Source organism: Mycobacterium asiaticum, assembly GCF_001673365.1.
In the GTDB taxonomy this organism is placed as follows: domain Bacteria; phylum Actinomycetota; class Actinomycetes; order Mycobacteriales; family Mycobacteriaceae; genus Mycobacterium; species Mycobacterium asiaticum_A.
In genome coordinates this window covers 1-16,085 of record NZ_LZLS01000134.1, presented here as the reverse complement: position 1 = coordinate 16,085, position 16,085 = coordinate 1, and the positions used below count along the sequence as shown (strand labels likewise).

Annotated in this window: 16 protein-coding genes and 1 pseudogene; 13 read left to right on the top strand and 4 right to left on the bottom strand. The window is 65.1% G+C overall.

The genetic code is table 11. The annotated features are described in order from the left end of the window. From A5634_RS14625 to A5634_RS14580, 10 genes and pseudogenes are all read left to right on the top strand, one after another. A partial coding sequence (locus A5634_RS14625) for an MlaE family ABC transporter permease (protein WP_172831702.1) occupies nucleotides 1-745 on the top strand: 745 nt, incomplete at its 5' end. 42 nt (nucleotides 746-787) lie between these two features. Continuing rightward, nucleotides 788-1,630 (top strand): MlaE family ABC transporter permease, encoded by an 843-nt coding sequence (locus tag A5634_RS14620; protein WP_065144766.1) that lies wholly within the window; start codon nucleotides 788-790, stop codon nucleotides 1,628-1,630. A gap of 5 nt (nucleotides 1,631-1,635) precedes the next feature. Further along, nucleotides 1,636-2,841, top strand: coding sequence for an MCE family protein (locus A5634_RS14615; RefSeq protein ID WP_065144765.1), 1,206 nt, complete (start codon nucleotides 1,636-1,638; stop codon nucleotides 2,839-2,841). Continuing rightward, the gene (locus A5634_RS14610) at nucleotides 2,841-3,896 is read left to right on the top strand and encodes an MCE family protein (RefSeq protein ID WP_065144764.1); all 1,056 of its coding nucleotides are present in this window, start codon (nucleotides 2,841-2,843) and stop codon (nucleotides 3,894-3,896) included. The genes A5634_RS14615 and A5634_RS14610 overlap by 1 nt, the downstream gene beginning before the upstream one ends. Then, nucleotides 3,883-4,956: a virulence factor Mce family protein gene (locus A5634_RS14605; protein ID WP_155769552.1), complete on the top strand. Its 1,074-nt coding sequence runs from the start codon at nucleotides 3,883-3,885 to the stop codon at nucleotides 4,954-4,956. The genes A5634_RS14610 and A5634_RS14605 overlap by 14 nt, the downstream gene beginning before the upstream one ends. Next, the gene (locus A5634_RS14600; RefSeq protein WP_065144763.1) at nucleotides 4,953-6,374 is read left to right on the top strand and encodes a virulence factor Mce family protein; all 1,422 of its coding nucleotides are present in this window, start codon (nucleotides 4,953-4,955) and stop codon (nucleotides 6,372-6,374) included. The genes A5634_RS14605 and A5634_RS14600 overlap by 4 nt, the downstream gene beginning before the upstream one ends. Nucleotides 6,375-6,394: 20 nt before the next feature. After that, nucleotides 6,395-7,549, top strand: coding sequence for a virulence factor Mce family protein (locus A5634_RS14595; RefSeq protein ID WP_065144762.1), 1,155 nt, complete (start codon nucleotides 6,395-6,397; stop codon nucleotides 7,547-7,549). Between the two features lie 11 nt (nucleotides 7,550-7,560). Next, nucleotides 7,561-9,231 (top strand): virulence factor Mce family protein, encoded by a 1,671-nt coding sequence (locus tag A5634_RS14590; protein WP_065144761.1) that lies wholly within the window; start codon nucleotides 7,561-7,563, stop codon nucleotides 9,229-9,231. A 12-nt stretch (nucleotides 9,232-9,243) separates the two neighbouring features. Beyond that, nucleotides 9,244-10,019 (top strand): annotated as a pseudogene (locus A5634_RS14585) (mammalian cell entry protein). A gap of 8 nt (nucleotides 10,020-10,027) precedes the next feature. Beyond that, entirely contained in the window at nucleotides 10,028-10,510 is a 483-nt protein-coding gene (locus A5634_RS14580) for a mammalian cell entry protein (protein ID WP_155769553.1), read from the top strand. 3 nt (nucleotides 10,511-10,513) lie between these two features. On the opposite strand, the gene A5634_RS14575 is transcribed toward A5634_RS14580, so the two are convergent. From A5634_RS14575 to A5634_RS28230, 4 genes are all read right to left on the bottom strand, one after another. Next, a complete protein-coding gene (locus A5634_RS14575) occupies nucleotides 10,514-11,092 on the bottom strand; it encodes a hypothetical protein (RefSeq protein ID WP_065144759.1) in 579 nt (192 codons plus the stop codon). 176 nt (nucleotides 11,093-11,268) lie between these two features. After that, nucleotides 11,269-11,439 carry a hypothetical protein gene (locus tag A5634_RS28235; protein ID WP_155769551.1) on the bottom strand — a complete coding sequence of 57 codons (171 nt, stop codon included), beginning with the start codon at nucleotides 11,437-11,439 and terminating at the stop codon, nucleotides 11,269-11,271. Nucleotides 11,440-11,689: 250 nt separating this feature from the next. Further along, complete coding sequence (locus tag A5634_RS14570) at nucleotides 11,690-13,189, bottom strand: alpha,alpha-trehalose-phosphate synthase (UDP-forming) (RefSeq protein ID WP_065144758.1); 1,500 nt, start codon at nucleotides 13,187-13,189, stop codon at nucleotides 11,690-11,692. Further along, nucleotides 13,189-13,353, bottom strand: a complete 165-nt coding sequence (locus A5634_RS28230; RefSeq protein WP_155769550.1) for a hypothetical protein — start codon at nucleotides 13,351-13,353, stop codon at nucleotides 13,189-13,191. Before A5634_RS28230 ends, A5634_RS14570 begins: the two co-directional genes overlap by 1 nt. A 141-nt stretch (nucleotides 13,354-13,494) precedes the next feature. Here A5634_RS28230 and A5634_RS14565 point away from each other — a divergent pair, with 141 nt between their 5' ends. The 3 genes from A5634_RS14565 to A5634_RS14555 form a co-directional block, all read left to right on the top strand. Next, entirely contained in the window at nucleotides 13,495-14,430 is a 936-nt protein-coding gene (locus tag A5634_RS14565; RefSeq protein ID WP_065144757.1) for an enoyl-CoA hydratase, read from the top strand. 189 nt (nucleotides 14,431-14,619) lie between these two features. Continuing rightward, on the top strand, nucleotides 14,620-15,453 hold the full coding sequence (locus tag A5634_RS14560; RefSeq protein WP_065144756.1) for an SDR family oxidoreductase: 834 nt from the start codon (nucleotides 14,620-14,622) through the stop codon (nucleotides 15,451-15,453). A gap of 225 nt (nucleotides 15,454-15,678) precedes the next feature. Then, nucleotides 15,679-16,085, top strand: a 407-nt coding sequence (locus A5634_RS14555) for a PE family protein (RefSeq protein ID WP_081290435.1), incomplete at its 3' end; no start/stop codon positions are given.

Sequence of the window (16,085 nt, the reverse complement as noted above, 5' to 3'; positions counted from 1 at the left end):
ACCGGCCCGGGCTGTTGGCGGCTTCTTTGAAATGTCGATCGAGACCGCACGTGCCGCCTTTCGGCGGCCGTTTCAGTTTCGGGAGTTCCTCGACCAGACGTGGATGATCGCGCGGGTGTCACTGGTGCCCACGCTGTTGGTTTCCATCCCGTTCACCGTCCTCGTCGCCTTCACCCTGAACATCCTGTTGCGCGAAATCGGCGCCGCCGACTTGTCCGGCGCTGGAACGGCATTCGGCACCATCACCCAGCTGGGCCCGGTTGTGACGGTGCTCGTTGTCGCCGGAGCCGGGGCGACCGCGATCTGCGCCGACCTGGGCGCGCGCACCATCCGCGAGGAAATCGACGCCATGCGGGTGCTGGGCATCGACCCGATCCAGCGACTGGTGGTGCCCAGGGTGCTGGCGTCAACGCTGGTCGCGGTGCTGCTCAACGGCCTGGTCTGCATTATCGGCCTATCCGGCGGTTACGCCTTCTCCGTATTTCTGCAGGGCGTTAACCCCGGTGCCTTCATCAACGGGCTGACGGTACTGACAGGTCTGCGCGAGCTGATCCTCGCCGAAGTCAAGGCGCTGCTGTTTGGAGTCATGGCCGGACTGGTCGGCTGCTATCGCGGTTTGACGGTCAAAGGTGGCCCCAAGGGAGTGGGCAACGCAGTCAACGAAACCGTCGTCTACGCATTCATCTGTCTATTCGTCATCAACGTGGTCATGACCGCCATCGGTGTCAGAATCTCGGCGAAGTAGGGCGGTAACAAATGACTGCGACCCAGCGATGGTGACAATGCGATGAGCTACGACGCCACCTTCCGCCTACGCAACTTGCTCTCGAGGGTCCAGGAACCGGTCGACAACCTCGGTGAGCAGGCGCTTTTCTACGGCCAGACGATGCGCTACATCCCCAACGCGGTCACCCGATACCGCAAGGAGACCATCCGCCTGATCGCCGAGATGACGTTGGGCGCGGGCGCGCTGGTGATGATCGGCGGCACGGTCGGTGTTGCGGCCTTCCTGACGCTGGCCTCCGGTGGTGTCATCGCCGTGCAGGGTTATTCGTCGCTGGGCAACATCGGCATCGAAGCGCTCACCGGCTTCCTGTCAGCGTTCCTCAACGTGCGGGTGGTCGCACCGGTGATCGCCGGCATCGCATTGGCGGCCACCATCGGCGCCGGGGCCACCGCCCAATTGGGTGCCATGCGGGTGTCGGAGGAGATCGACGCCGTGGAGTGCATGGCGGTGCATTCGGTTTCCTACCTGGTGTCAACCCGGCTGATCGCGGGCCTGGTGGCGATCATCCCGTTGTATTCGCTGTCGGTGCTGGCCGCGTTCTTCGCCGCCCGCTTCACCACGGTGTTCATCAACGGACAGTCCGCCGGCCTCTACGACCACTACTTCAATACCTTCCTCATACCGTCGGACTTGCTGTGGTCGTTCCTGCAAGCCATCGCGATGTCCATCGCGGTGATGCTGGTGCATACCTACTACGGCTATAACGCCAGCGGGGGATCCGTCGGCGTCGGTATCGCTGTCGGGCAAGCGGTCCGCACGTCACTGATCGTCGTCGTGGTCATTACTCTGTTCATTTCGCTCGCCGTTTACGGGGCGTCCGGCAACTTCAATCTCTCGGGATAACGACGATGGCAGGCACAGGATCATCACGCACCGCGGGCCGCGTGGCCGCGGCGGTGCTGGTTGCCCTGATCGTCGCGTCGGCGGTCTTTACATACCTGTCCTACAGCGCGGCGTTCACCTCGACCGAAGCCGTCACCGTCGCGACGCCCCGCGCCGGTCTGGTGATGGAGCCCGGCGCCAAGGTCAAGTTCCGGGGCATCCAGATCGGCAAAGTCGAGGACATCACCTACAGCGGCAACCAGGCACGCCTGAAGCTCGCCATCGAAACCGCCCAGCTGCACTACGTTCCGTCCAATGCGACCGTGCACATCGCCGGAAACACCATATTCGGCGCCAAGTCGGTGGAGTTCATTCCACCGCCGAAGGATCCGGCGCCGACGTCGTTGCGGCCAGGTGCCACGGTGGAAGCCAAAGCCGTTCAGCTGGAAGTCAATACGCTGTTCCAGTCGCTGATCAACCTGTTGCACAAGGTCGACCCCGTCGAATTGAACGGGACGCTGAGCGCTCTGTCCGAGGGCTTGCGCGGCCACGGCGACGACTTCGGAGCGTTGCTGAGTGGGCTGAATACCCTGACAAAGCAAGCGAACCCGAAACTGCCTGCGCTGCAGGAGGATTTCCGCAAGGCCGGTGTCGCGCTCGGCTACTACGGCGACGCCGCTCCCGACCTGAACACAATCATCGGCAACCTGCCGACCATCAGCAAGACGGTGGTGGACGAGCAGAACAACCTCAACACCACGCTGTTAGCCGCCATCGGCCTCGGTAACAACGGATACGAGACGTTGGCGCCGGCCGAACAGAACCTCATCGACACCATCAAGCGGCTGCGGGCCCCGCTCAAGGTGGCCGCGGACTACTCACCGGAGTTCGGCTGCCTGCTGGCCGGCATCGATCGCGGCATCAAGGAGTTCGCGCCGCTGCTCGGTGTGCGCAAGGCGGGCCTGTTCACGTCGTCAAGCTTCGTGCTGGGTGCACCGGCCTACACCTATCCGGAGAGCCTGCCCATCGTGAATGCATCCGGCGGTCCGAATTGCCGTGGCTTGCCCGACATTCCGACCAAGCAGACCGGCGGGTCGTTCTACCGGGCGCCGTTCCTGGTCACCGACAATGCGCTGGTCCCCTACGAGCCGTTCACCGAGGTCCAGTTCGACGCGCCGTCGACGCTGCAATTCCTCTTCCACGGCGCCTTCGCAGAACGGGACGACTTCTGATGGCGGGCGGGGGCATGCCGTCGCATCGGTCGATGGTGATCAAGGTCGGCATCTTCACCGTGGTCATGGTGCTGGTGAGTGCCGCCCTGGTCGTGGTGTTCGGTGACTTCCGATTCGGTTCGGAGAACAAGTACCACGCCACCTTCCTGGACGCGTCGCGGCTCAAGGGAGGCCAGAAGGTCCGCATCGCCGGCGTGCCCGTCGGCGCGGTCTCGGGCGTCAAGCTCAACCCCGACAACACCGTCGACGTGGAATTCGGCGTCGACAGCCGCTACACGCTGTACTCGTCGTCCCGCGCGGTGATCCGCTACGAAAACCTGGTCGGCGACCGCTTCCTGGAGATCACGTCCGGTCCGGGCCAGCTGGTCAAGCTGCCGGCGGGCGGGACCATCAACTCCCAGCACACCCAACCCGCGCTGGACCTTGATGCGCTGCTCGGGGGCCTCAAGCCGGTGCTCAAGGGTTTGGACGCCGACAAGATCAACACGATCAGTAGCGCCGTCATCGAGTTGTTGCAGGGTCAGGGCGGCGCGCTGTCCAACGTGTTGGCCGATACCAGCGCCTTCTCGTCGGCGCTGGCCAAACGTGACCAGCTCATCGGGGACGTGATCACCAACCTCAACACCGTGCTGGGAACGATCGACCAGCGCAGCGCGCAGTTCTCGTCCAGCGTCGACCAGCTTCAGCAGCTGATCGAGGGGCTCGCCAAGAACAAGGACACCATCGCGGGGGCGATCCCGCCGCTGTCGACGACCACGACGGATCTGGCTGAGCTGCTGCGCAATTCGCGCCGCCCGTTGCAGGGTGTGCTGGAGAATGCCCGCCCGTTCGCCACCGAGCTGGACACCCGGAAGGAGGAGGTCAACAACGACATCGAGCAACTCGGTGAGGACTACCTCCGGCTGGCCGCGCTCGGCACCTACGGGTCGTTCTTCAACATCTATTTCTGCTCGGTGACGATCAAGATCAACGGCCCGGCCGGCTCCGACATCCGGCTTGGCCTCGGTGGCCAGGTGGATTCGAGCAAGGGGAGGTGCGCTTTTGCCAAAGAGTAAGCCGGGCAGCAAACGCGACCAGGACCCGCTTCGGACCGGCATCATCGGCCTGGCGGTGGTGACGTTCGTCGTGCTCATCGCATTCGGGTACGCCGGACTCCCGTTCTGGCCGCAAGGCAAGTCCTACACGGCGTACTTCACCGACGCCGCCGGCATCAGACCGGGCAACAACGTCCTGGTCTCGGGCGTGAAGGTGGGCAAGGTCAGCGAGGTGGCACTGGCCGGCGACAGCGCCAAGATCAGCTTCAAGGTGGACCGGCACGTCGTGGTGGGTAACCAGTCGCTTGCCGCGATCCGCACCGACACCATCCTCGGCGAGCGCTCCATCTCGGTGAGCCCGGGCGGCTCCGGAGAGGCGACCACGATCCCGCTGAGCCGGACCACCACCCCATACACCCTGGCCGGTGCGCTGGAGGACTTGGGCCAAAACGCCAATAACCTCAACAAGCCGCAGTTCGAGCAGGCACTCAAGGTGCTCACCGAGACGCTGCACGACGCCACCCCGGGATTGCGCGGCGCGTTGGATGGCGTGACGTCGCTGTCGCGCACGCTGAACACCCGCGACGAGGCGCTGCAGGGCCTACTGGCGCACGCGAAGACGGTGACGGCGGTGTTGTCCGACCGTGCCGCACAGGTCCGCAAGCTGGTCGATGACGGCGATCAGTTGTTCGCCGCGCTCGACGAACGCCGGGCGGCGCTGAGTGCGCTGATCTCGGGTATTGACGACGTGTCGGCGCAGCTGTCCGGCTTCGTCAACGACAACCGCAAGGAGTTCGGCCCGGCGTTGACCAAAATCAACCAGGTGCTGGCGAACTTGAACGAGCGCCGCGACTACATCACCGAGGCCCTCAAGCGACTGCCCGCCTACGCGACCACGCTGGGCGAGGTGGTCGGGTCCGGGCCTGGATTCAACGTCAACGTCTTCGGTGCCATCCCGGCGCCGCTGGTTGCGACCATGTTCGACGTGGTCTTCCAGCCCGGCAAACTGCCCGACAGCTTCGCCGACTATCTGCGCGGAATGATCCAGGAGCGCTGGACGATCAGGCCGAAATCACCATGACGACACCGAAACGCTTCGGCAGCAAGGGCCTGCGGACCGTCACCATCATCGCGCTGGTGGTGGCCCTGGTGGGCGGTGCGTACGCGGCGTTCTCCGCAGGCGGTGGCGGCCGCAAGATCACCGCCTACTTCACCTCCGCGGTGGGGCTCTACCCGGGTGACGAGGTGCGTATCCTCGGGGTTCCCGTGGGGGAGATCGAGTCGATCGACCCTCGCGCCCAGGACGTCAAGATCACCATGACGGTGTCCGAGGACATCAAGATTCCCAAGGACGCCAAGGCCGTCATCATGTCGCCGAACCTGGTGGCGGCGCGGTTCATTCAGCTCACGCCCGCCTACACCGGCGGAGCGGTGCTGAGCGACGGCGCCAGTATCGACCTGACCCGCACCGCCGTTCCGGTCGAGTGGGACGAGGTCAAGGAGGCGCTGACCCAACTTTCCGTTTCGCTCAGTCCGGCCGCCGGAGAACTGCAGGGCCCGCTGGGCGCGGCGATCAACCAGGCCGCGGACACCCTCAACGGCAACGGCGACTCCTTCCACAGCGCACTGCGCGAGCTTTCGCAGGTTGCCGGCCGCCTCGGCGATTCCCGCTCCGACATCTTCGGGACGGTGAAGAACCTGCAGATCCTGGTCGACGCGCTGGCGCAGAGCAACGAGCAGATCGTGCAGTTCGCCGGGCACGTGGCCTCGGTGTCGCAGGTGCTCGCCGACAGCTCGCGCAACCTCGACCACACCCTCGGCGCGCTCAACCAAGCACTGTCGGACGTCAGGGGGTTCCTGCACGAGAACAACTCGACGCTGATCGAGACCGTCAATCAGCTCACTGAGTTCACCCAGACCCTGTCCGATCAGAGCGAGAACATCGAGCAGGTCCTGCATGTGGCGGGCCCCGGCATCGCGAACTTCTACAACATCTACGACCCCGCCCAGGGCACCCTGAACGGTCTGCTGTCGCTGCCCAACTTCATGAACCCGGTGCAGTTCATCTGCGGCGGTTCCTTCGACACCGCAGCCGGCCCCTCGGCACCCGACTACTTCCGCCGCGCCGAGATCTGCCGGGAGCGGCTGGGGCCGGTGCTGCGCCGACTCACGGTGAACTTCCCGCCGCTGATGTTCCACCCGCTCAACACCATCACCGCCTATAAGGGCCAGATCATCTACGACACCCCGGCCACCCAGGCCAAGGCGGAAACGCCGGTACCGGAGCTCACCTGGATCCCGGCCAACGGGTCCGGACGCCCGGCGCCGGGCAACGCCACGGACCTGCAGAGCCTGTTCGTGCCGTCGGCGCCCGGGCCCGGTCCGGGATCGCCGCCGGGGTACGGGCCCGCGCCGGGTCCCGCACCGGCCGCACCGGCTGCAGCCCCAGCTCCGGCCCCTGGACCGCCGCTGCCCGCTGAGCAAGGAGCCGGACGTTGAGGGGGTTCAAGCGAAGGCCGATGAAGCGGATCTTGTTGCGCGGCAGCGTGTTAGCTGTTAGCAGTGCGGTACTCGCCGGGTGTTCGTTCGGTGGGCTGAACTCCCTGTCGCTGCCCGGCACGGCCGGCCACGGCGGTGGTGCCTACTCGATAACCGTCGAGCTGCCCGACGTGTCGACCCTGCCGCAGAACTCGCCGGTGATGGTCGACGACGTCACAGTCGGCAGTGTGGCCGGGATATCGGCTCAGCAGCGGGCCGACGGATCCTTCTATGCCGCGGTCAAGCTGGCGCTGGACAAGAACGTGGTGCTGCCCGCCAACGCGATCGCCAAGGTCGCCCAGACTTCTTTGTTGGGTTCACTGCACATCGAACTGGCCCCCCCGACCGACCAGGCGCCGACGGGCAAGTTGCGCGACGGGTCGCGCATTCCGGAGTCGAGGACGGGCCGGTTCCCGACCACCGAGGAAGTTTTCTCCGCCCTCGGAGTCGTGGTCAACAAGGGCAATGTCGGTGCGCTGGAAGAGATCACCGACGAGGCCTACCAGGCGCTGGCCGGGCGGCAGGGTCAGTTCGTCGACCTGATGCCCCGGCTGGCCGAGTTGACGTCGGGCCTGAACCGCCAGGTCAACGACATCATCACCGCGGTCGAGGGATTGGACCGGTTCTCGGCGATCCTGGCGCGCGACAAGGACAATCTGGGCCGTGCACTGGACTCCCTGCCCGACGCGGTCCGCGTGCTCAACAAGAACCGGGGTCACATCGTCGACGCCTTCGCTTCGCTGCGCAGGCTGGCGGTGGTCACCTCCAACGTGCTGTCTCAGACCAAGGCTGACTTCGCCGCGGACCTGAAAGACCTGTACTCGACGCTCAAGGCGCTCAACGACAACAAGAAGAACTTCGTCACCGCACTGCAGATCATGCTGACGTTCCCGTTCCCCAACTTCGGTATCAAGCAGGCCGTGCGTGGCGACTACCTCAACGTCTTCACCACGTTCGACCTGACCCTGCGACGACTCGGTGAGACGTTCTTCACCACCAGCTACGCCCTGGATCCGAACATGATGCACATGGAAGAGGTGCTCACTCCGCCCGAGTTCCTGCTCGGCGAACTGGCCAACCTGTCCGGACAGGCGGCCGACCCGTTCAAGATCCCGCCCGGCACGGCAGCACAGTAGAGGCGGGGAAGATGCTCGACAGACTCACCAAGATCCAACTGTCCATATTTGCGGTGATCACCGTCATCACCTTGACCGTGATGGCGATCTTCTACCTGCGGCTGCCCGCTACCTTCGGCGTCGGGACCTACGCGGTGAGCGCCGACTTCGTCGCCGGCGGCGGCCTCTACAAGAACGCCAACGTCACCTACCGCGGTGTCGCGGTCGGCCGCGTCGAATCGGTGCAGCTGAACCCCAGCGGCGTCACCGCCGAGATGCGCCTGAACAGTGGCACCCCGATTCCGGCCAACGTCACCGCCACCGTCAAGAGCGTCTCGGCGATCGGCGAGCAGTACATCGACCTGGTCCCGCCCGCCAACGCGGCGCCGGGCAAATTGCGCAACGGCGCCAAGATCGACCGTGCCAACACCCGCATCGGTCAGGACGTCGCGGACCTGCTCAAGAAGGCGGAGACGCTGGTCAACAGCCTCGGTGATACGCGGTTGCGGGAGGTGCTGCATGAGGCGTTCATCGCGACCAACGGCACCGGCCCGGAGTTGGCCAGATTGGTGGAATCAGCCCGTCTGCTGGTGGACGAGGCGAATGCGAACTACCCACAGGTGTCCCAGCTGATCGACCAGGCCGGTCCGTTCCTGCAAGCCCAGATCCGCGCGGGCGCCGACATCAAGTCGCTGTCGGACGGGCTGGCACGGTTCACCTCCGAGGTGCGCCAGGCCGACCCGCGGTTGCGCGACACACTGGCCACCGCCCCGGACGCAATCGACGCGGCCAACGAGACGTTCAGCGGTATCCGGCCGTCCTTTCCGGCGCTGGCCGCCAACATGGCCAACCTGGGCCGGGTGGGCGTGATCTATCACAAGACGATCGAGCAATTGCTGGTGGTCTTCCCGGCGCTGTTCGCCGCGATCACCACGGCCGCCGGCGGCGCACCTCAGGACGAGGGCGCAAAGCTGGACTTCAAGCTCGACCTCAACGACCCGCCGCCATGCAGCACCGGGTTCATCCCGGCACCGTTGATGCGCACACCCGCCGACGAGACGGTGCGCGAGGTTCCGCGTGATCTGTACTGCAAGACCGCGCAGAACGACCCGACCGATGTGCGCGGCGCCCGCAACTACCCCTGCCAGGAATTCCCGGGCAAGCGGGCACCCACGGTGGCACTGTGCCGTGACCCGCGCGGGTACGTGCCGATCGGCACCAACCCGTGGCGTGGGCCGCCCATCCCGTACGGCACGCCGGTGACCAACGGGCTGAACATCCTGCCGCCCAACCATTTCCCGTTCATTCCCCCGGGAGCCGACCCTGACCCGGGCATTCCGGTCGTGGGTCCGCCCCCGCCCGGTGTGACGCCGGGTCCGGGTCCGGCGCCGCACCAGCCTGCCTACGACCCGCCGCCGCCTAACAACGTCCCACCGCCGCCGGGTAACCCGTCGTGGATGCCGCCGAACTATCCGCCGGAGCCTCCGCAGCTGCCCTACCCGAAGTTTCTGGAGCCGCCGCCGCCACCCTTGGGGACCGGCCCGGAACCGCAGGCAAGCGGGGCGGCGTACACCACCTACGACCCGTCTACCGGCCGGTTCAAGGATCCAGCGGGCGGCACTGGTATCTTCGCGTCCGGTGTGACCGGCAGGGCCAGCGCCGAGAATTGGGTGGACCTGATGCTGGCTCCGCAGCCTCAGTAACCGAATCGAGTAGTGGATCCAGCAGTGGCAGAAGAACAGGCGCCGACGCAACGCGTCCGCCGGCGGGCCTCACGTGCGGCGGGTCCGCCGAAAGGTGAGTCCAGCGCTGTTTCGTTGGACAAGGCCACCGAGGAGACCGCTGCAGCGACGGCTGTCGCCGAGTCCAAGCCCAAGTCCAAGCGGCCGGCCCAGGCGGGCAAGGGCACGGGCAAAGGCGCGGGCAAGGGGCCAGACAAATCCGTCACCCAAACGATCCGTCCGCCACGCCGCCGCCGGCCGAACGCTCGGATGGTGGGTTGGGTCTCGCTTGCGGCGGCGCTGCTGGTGATCGCCGGATTGGTCTGGGGTGTGACCGTTCTGGTTCTGCAGTACCGGGAGGCCGAGGCGCGGCAGGCCCGCGCGGAACGCTTTGTCGACGCCGCCCGCCAAACCGTGGTGAACATGTACAGCTACACCCCGACACCATCGACGAATCGGTCAACCGGTTCGTCAACGGCACCAGCGGTCCGTTGCGCAGCAAGTTCGGTACCGACAACGTCGCGTTCCTCAAGGATCTGTTCCGCAAGACCAACGCGACCTCCGAAGCCGTCGTCAACGGCGCCGCACTGGAAAGCATCGACAACATCAGCGACAACGCGTCGGTCCTGGTGGCGGTGCGGGTGACCGTCACCGACATCGACGGCGTCAACAAACCCTCCCAGCCGTACCGGCTACGGGTGATCGTGCATCAGGACGAGCACGGCCAAATGACCGGTTATGACCTGATGTATCCCGACGGGGGCAACTGATGCGCTGGCTGCGGTGGCTGTTCACCGTCGCCGGGAGTTTGGCGGTGGCCTTGATCGTCGTGTTGGCGGCCGCGGGCGGCTGGTTCTACTGGGACCGGGTGGAAACCCAGGGCGAGCAGGCGGCGCGGGCGGTGCTGCCGAAACTGGCCGAACGGGAGATCCCGCAATTCTTCGGTTACGACTTCCAGACCGTCGAACGCACTCTCACCGACGCCTACCCGCTGCTGACGCCGGAATATCGCCAGGAGTTCAAGAAGGGCGTCAACGACCAGATCATCCCCGAGGCGAAGAAGCGGGAGGTGGTGATCCAGGCCAACGTTGTCGGCGTGGGAGTCATGGCCGCCAAACGCAATTCGGCAACAGTCATGGTGTACATGAACCGCATCGTGACCGACAAATCACGCCAGCCCCTCTACGACGGCAGCCGCCTGCGGGTCGAGTTCAAGCGCATCGACGGCAAGTGGCTGATCGCCTACATCACCCCGATTTAGGGGCTAGAAGCAGATCGCAATCTCGTTGCAGCGCATCGGATAACGCTCAATCGGGCTCGGCGGAGGCCCGGCGAGCTGCAGGGAGAACGGCTCCTTCTTCATGTCCGGCTGCATTCCGCATACCGCGCCGTGGATTGTGGTGTGCGTGCCGGTGAGTGTTTCGTCGCTGAAGGCATAGGTTTCGGTGGTCGGCGCGGTGCCGCCGCCCGGACAAGTAACGCCTTCTGACTTGTTCACCGTGAAGGTCCACAGCATGCTGCTCATCCGCGCGCGGGAGCTGAAGTTCTGCAGGTGTTCGCTGCGGGTGTTGTTCGCCGGGGTGGTGCTCACCACGTTGAGCGCGCAGTTCATCGCCCAAACGATCGGGTCGGAATAGTCGTCCATATTGCGCGTTCCGGACGGTTGGGCGCATGCCGCGCCGATGGTCCAACTCACCCCGGAGACCCCGGCCTCGCTGAAGGTGTACGTGCCGTCCGGCGGCGGTCCGATCGCGTATGCCGGGCTTCCCGATTCCAGCGCCATCCCCACTGCGACGGCCGAACCGATGACGGCGCCAGCGGCGAGCCCCTGTCGGATATTCACTCGTCCACCTTCCCGATCCACACTTCGCTGCCAAAGCGCTGCATCTGAGTATCACAGCGATTCGCGCCCAGCACCATGGGTTCGGCGAGCCCCGCCCGGCCGACTGCGAATCCTGCGACGCTCAATCGGCGCGTCGCGTCGTGAGATCCACAGTCGGGGCGGGGGTGGGGACGAGGTTACTGCTGCAGTGCCGCCTCCACGGTATTTGTGGCCGCCTGCCCGTAGGACCAGCCGTGGTAGTCCTCGACGCCGCCCGAGTATGGACTGGTCCCGCATCCGGACAGGAACAGCGCAAGGGCCGCCCCTACCGTCGCCGCGACCGTAATTTTGATTTTCCGTGAGTGCATCGAATGTCCCCTTTTTTGCCCGAAGTAACGGCCCGAATTGCTACCGCGTGCGCCGATATTACTGCGGATATTGAGCGACCGGAATGTTTGCTGGCACATGAATTTTGTCCAGTTTGTTGACAAATCAGCCCTGGTCAGCGGCTTGAACCCAGTGGCGTACATCCTGGTAGGAGAGCTCGGATAAGCATGGAATACCTGGAATTACCCCAAAGCGCGACAAATGTAACAAGCCGCCGCGCTCGTTGCTAACTTAGTCCGAAATCTTCGGGTGCGCTTCGGTGAGCGCCTCAAGGAATGCCCGGGCCCACCGGTCGACATCGTGTACGAGCACCTGGCGACGCAGCGCGCGCATCCGGCGCCGCCCCTCCTCCTCGGACTGGTTGAGCGCCGCCTCGATCGCGTCCTTGACGCCCTCGAGGTCATGCGGGTTGACCAGATAGGCCTGACGGAGTTCGGCTGCGGCGCCGGTGAATTCCGACAACACCAGGGCGCCGCCCAGGTCGCTGCGACACGCGACGTACTCCTTGGCCACCAGGTTCATCCCGTCGCGCAGCGGAGTGACCAGCATGACGTCGCTGGCCACGAAGAACGCGATCAACTCGTCGCGGGGTACCGGACGGTGCAGGTAGTGCACCACCGGGTGGGCCACCTCGGCGTACTCGCCGTTGATGTGCCCGACCTGACGTTCGATGTCGTTGCGCAGGATTTGGTAACTCTCGACGCGCTCCCGGCTAGGCGTGGCCAACTGGATCAGCACGGTGTCGTCCCGCTTGGCGCGGCCCTCTTCGAGCAGTTCGTTGAAGGCTTTCAACCGGACATCGATGCCCTTGGTGTAATCGAGCCGGTCCACCCCGAGCAGCACCTTGCGGGGGTTGCCCAGTTCGCTGCGAATCTCGCGGGCTCGCCGCCGGATGCTGCGCTCACGTGCGGCGTTGTCGAGTTCCCCGGAATCGATGGAGATGGGGAATGCGCCGACGCGCACGGTGCGCGAATCGTATTCGACCTCACCGAATCGCGACCGCACCCCGACCGATCCGCGTGAAGTGTTGGCGCCCATCAGTTGCCGAGCCAGCACCAGGAAGTTCTGCGCACCGCCGGGTAGATGGAACCCCACCAGGTCGGCACCGAGCAGACCTTCGATTATCTCGGTGCGCCACGGCATCTGCCTGAACAGTTCCACCGGTGGGAACGGAATGTGCAAGAAGAATCCGATGGTCAGGTCCGGGCGCAGGCTGCGCAGCATTGCCGGCACCAGTTGCAGCTGGTAGTCCTGCACCCAGACCACGGCGCCCTCGGCGGCCGTGCGCGCGGTGGCTTCGGCGAATCGGCGGTTGACGTCGACATAGCGGTCCCACCATGCGCGGTGGTAGATCGGTTTGACGATGACGTCGTGATACAGCGGCCACAGCGTGGCGTTGGAGAATCCTTCGTAATACTGGGCGACATCCTCGGCCGACAGCCGGACCGGCTGAAGACGCATCTCGTCCTGGTCGATCGGGTCCTCGTCGGAGTCGACGTCGTCGGTCGGCAAACCCGGCCAGCCCACCCACGCGCCGCGGCGCTTGCGCAACAGCGGCTCTAACGCGGTGACCAGGCCGCCGGGACTGCGTTTCCAGTTTGTGGTGCCGTCGGGCAGCCGCTCCATGTCGACGGGCAGCCGGTTGGCGACCACCACGAACTCGGAGTCCCCGGGGCGCACCGCGGTTTCAGCGTTCTTCAGCTTCGAGGTCGGGCCACCCCTGGAAGCCATTAGCTCTCGTGCTTCGCCGGCCCGATACCGAGCATGGACAGGAAAACCCGACACTCGTCGGCGTCGTTCGCGTAGGCGGCGACAACCCGCCTGGCCTGCCGCGCGGTGCTGTCGGCCAGTGGTTCCACGTCGCCGAGTTCAGCGTGGTCCGTTTTAGTGGGCATTACTTCATGCTAGGCCAAGCTCGCCTCGGGCACGCCCGTCGGCCCAGCTGGGCGGCCGCGTAGGCGCAGGCCCGACGACACACTACTTACACACTGGCCGTAATGTGTAACGTCAAGCCGTTGACAAGTGAGGTGGGCGCAATGACGAGTTCCGAGCAGGCCAGCGCTGCGGATGGACAGGCCGAAGCGCCAGAGTTCGTGGCCTACGAAACTCTCGACGACGGTCGCATCGCGCGGATCTGGCTGAACCGGCCCGACGCCCACAATGCGCAGAACCGCACTCTGCTGGTCCAACTCGACGAGGCGTTTTCGCGCGCGGAGGCAGACGATACGGTCCGCGTGGTGATCCTGGCGGCACGCGGTCGCAACTTCTCCGCCGGTCACGACCTCGGGTCCGAGGAGGCGCTGCTGGAACGCAAGCCGGGTCCGCATCAGCATCCGACCTACAGGTCGCACGGGGCCACGCTGGAACCGATCATCGAGAAGCTCTACCACCAGGAATGGCACTTCTTCTTCGAAAACACCCGGCGCTGGCGCGATCTGCGGAAGATCACCATCGCCCAGGTCCAGGGCAACGCGATCTCGGCCGGCTTGATGCTGATCTGGGCCTGCGACCTGATCGTGGCGGCAGACAACGCGAAGTTCAGCGACGTGGTCGCCGTGCGTCTCGGGATGCCGGGCGTCGAATATTACGCTCACCCATGGGAATTCGGGGCGCGCAAGGCCAAAGAGCTACTGCTGACCGGTGATTCGCTGGACGCCGATGAGGCTTACCGGCTGGGCATGGTGTCCAAGGTGTTTGCCGTCGACGAGCTGGAGGAGAAGACCCTCGAGTTCGCCCGACGCATCGCTGAGCGGCCGACCATGGCGTCGCTGTTGGTCAAGGCTTCGGTCAACGCGGCCGCGGACGCGATGGGATTCACCGAGGCGCTGCGTCACGCGTTTCACGTGCACGAGCTCGGCCACGCGCATTGGGCCGCACACAACGAGAACCGGTTCCCGGTCGGACTGCCGCCAGACGTCGAGGACTGGCGCACCGCACGGCCCACCAAGGTTGCCCGCCGCGATACGCCGTAACTGCGCTAAATCGGTTGTGTACGTGTGGCTTTGATTGTGCAGTCAGGGTTGGGATGTGGCGAATTTTCCGCCCTGGCCGCACACGCAAATCCGTGGTTGCACACTCGAGGCCGTAGCCGCGCGGGGGAGCAGCGGCGATGCATGATTCGATAGTTAGAACCTGTTTCAGTTTCGGCGGAAGGCGTCGCAGTGCAGCTTTCATTCCAAGACCGGACATACCTGGTCACCGGTGGCGGTAGCGGTATCGGCAAGGCGGTGGCCACCGGCCTGGTAGGTGACGGCGCGTCGGTGATGATCGTCGGGCGCAGCGCCGACCGGCTGGCTGGGGCGGTCGAGGAGATCGAGGGCCTGCAGCTGTCCGGGTCGATCCGCTACGAACCCGCCGACGTCACCAACGAGGACGAGGTTGCCCACGTGGTGGACGCCGCGACGGCGTGGCACGGTCGGTTGCATGGGGCGGTGCACAGCGCGGGCGGCTCACTGACGGTTGGGCCTATCACGCACACCGATTCCGACGCGTGGCGTCGCACCGTCGACCTCAACGTCAACGGCACCATGTATGTGCTCAAGCACGTCGCGCGGGAGCTGGTGCGCGGCGGAGGTGGCTCGTTCGTGGGGATCTCGTCGATCGCGGCCAGCAATACTCACCGCTGGTTCGGGCCGTACGGGGTCACCAAGTCGGCCATCGACCACATGATGCAGCTGGCCGCCGACGAGCTCGGCGCCTCGTGGGTACGCGTCAACAGCATCCGTCCCGGCTTGATCCGCACCGATCTGGTGGACGCGAGCGTGATCCAGTCGCCGGAGATCAGCGGGGATTACGCGCTATGCACGCCACTGCCGCGGGTGGGCGAGGTCGAAGACGTGGCCAACCTGGCGATGTTTCTGCTCAGCGACGCCGCAAGCTTCATTACCGGCCAATGCATCAACTGCGACGGCGGCCATATGGTGCGTCGCGGGCCGGACTACTCGGCGATGATGGAGCCGATGTTCGGCGCGGACGCCCTGCGCGGCGTCGTATAAGCCGCTTTCTTATTGCGCACTCCGCGTATTCTGCGGTACAGCTCTGCGCTCAGCTGGTAGCTTGAAAAGTTTTCTCACGGGCATTGTCGCCACTCCTGCGTGATAATGCTGCCATTTTCAATACGGGTTTACATCCGTGGTGATACGGTCTCGGCGATATGTTCGTTATCCGTTCGATATCTGCCCGTTATAGGCAAATATTGTTTTGTGATCTAAGGAATTGACATGTCATATGTGATTGTCGAATCGGAGCTACTGTCCGCGGCGGCGGCGAATGTCGAGGGCATCGGCGCGGCAATCACTATGGCCGACGCTGCGGCGGCGGCGCCTACCACCGGTCTGGCGGCGCTCGGCGTGGACGAGATATCAGCGGCGATCAACGGCTTCCTCAGCCTGCAGGCCCGCGAATACCAGACGCTCAGCGCGCAACTGGCGGCGTTCTTCAATGCCCGGTTTGTGCAGGCCCTGAGCGCCGGCGCGCAATGGTATGCCAGCACCGAGGCGGCTATAGCCGCATCGCTGCGCAATGCCGAGCAGCAGTTGCAGGGTGTGGTGAGCCTGTTGACGGGCCGAGCGGCCCCGAGTACCCCGTCTAACACCACGCCTACCGAGCCCACCCCGCCTACCCAGCC

Bases quoted from the DNA above. Each gene is read 5' to 3' on its own strand.
- A5634_RS14620 (WP_065144766.1), top strand. From the start codon at position 788: ATGAGCTACGACGCCACCTTCCGCCTACGCAACTTGCTCTCGAGGGTC.
- A5634_RS14615 (WP_065144765.1), top strand. From the start codon at position 1,636: ATGGCAGGCACAGGATCATCACGCACCGCGGGCCGCGTGGCCGCGGCG.
- A5634_RS14610 (WP_065144764.1), top strand. From the start codon at position 2,841: ATGGCGGGCGGGGGCATGCCGTCGCATCGGTCGATGGTGATCAAGGTC.
- A5634_RS14600 (WP_065144763.1), top strand. From the start codon at position 4,953: ATGACGACACCGAAACGCTTCGGCAGCAAGGGCCTGCGGACCGTCACC.
- A5634_RS14595 (WP_065144762.1), top strand. From the start codon at position 6,395: ATGAAGCGGATCTTGTTGCGCGGCAGCGTGTTAGCTGTTAGCAGTGCG.
- A5634_RS14590 (WP_065144761.1), top strand. From the start codon at position 7,561: ATGCTCGACAGACTCACCAAGATCCAACTGTCCATATTTGCGGTGATC.
- A5634_RS28235 (WP_155769551.1), bottom strand. From the start codon at position 11,439: ATGCACTCACGGAAAATCAAAATTACGGTCGCGGCGACGGTAGGGGCG.
- A5634_RS14570 (WP_065144758.1), bottom strand. From the start codon at position 13,189: ATGGCTTCCAGGGGTGGCCCGACCTCGAAGCTGAAGAACGCTGAAACC.
- A5634_RS28230 (WP_155769550.1), bottom strand. From the start codon at position 13,353: ATGCCCACTAAAACGGACCACGCTGAACTCGGCGACGTGGAACCACTG.
- A5634_RS14565 (WP_065144757.1), top strand. From the start codon at position 13,495: ATGACGAGTTCCGAGCAGGCCAGCGCTGCGGATGGACAGGCCGAAGCG.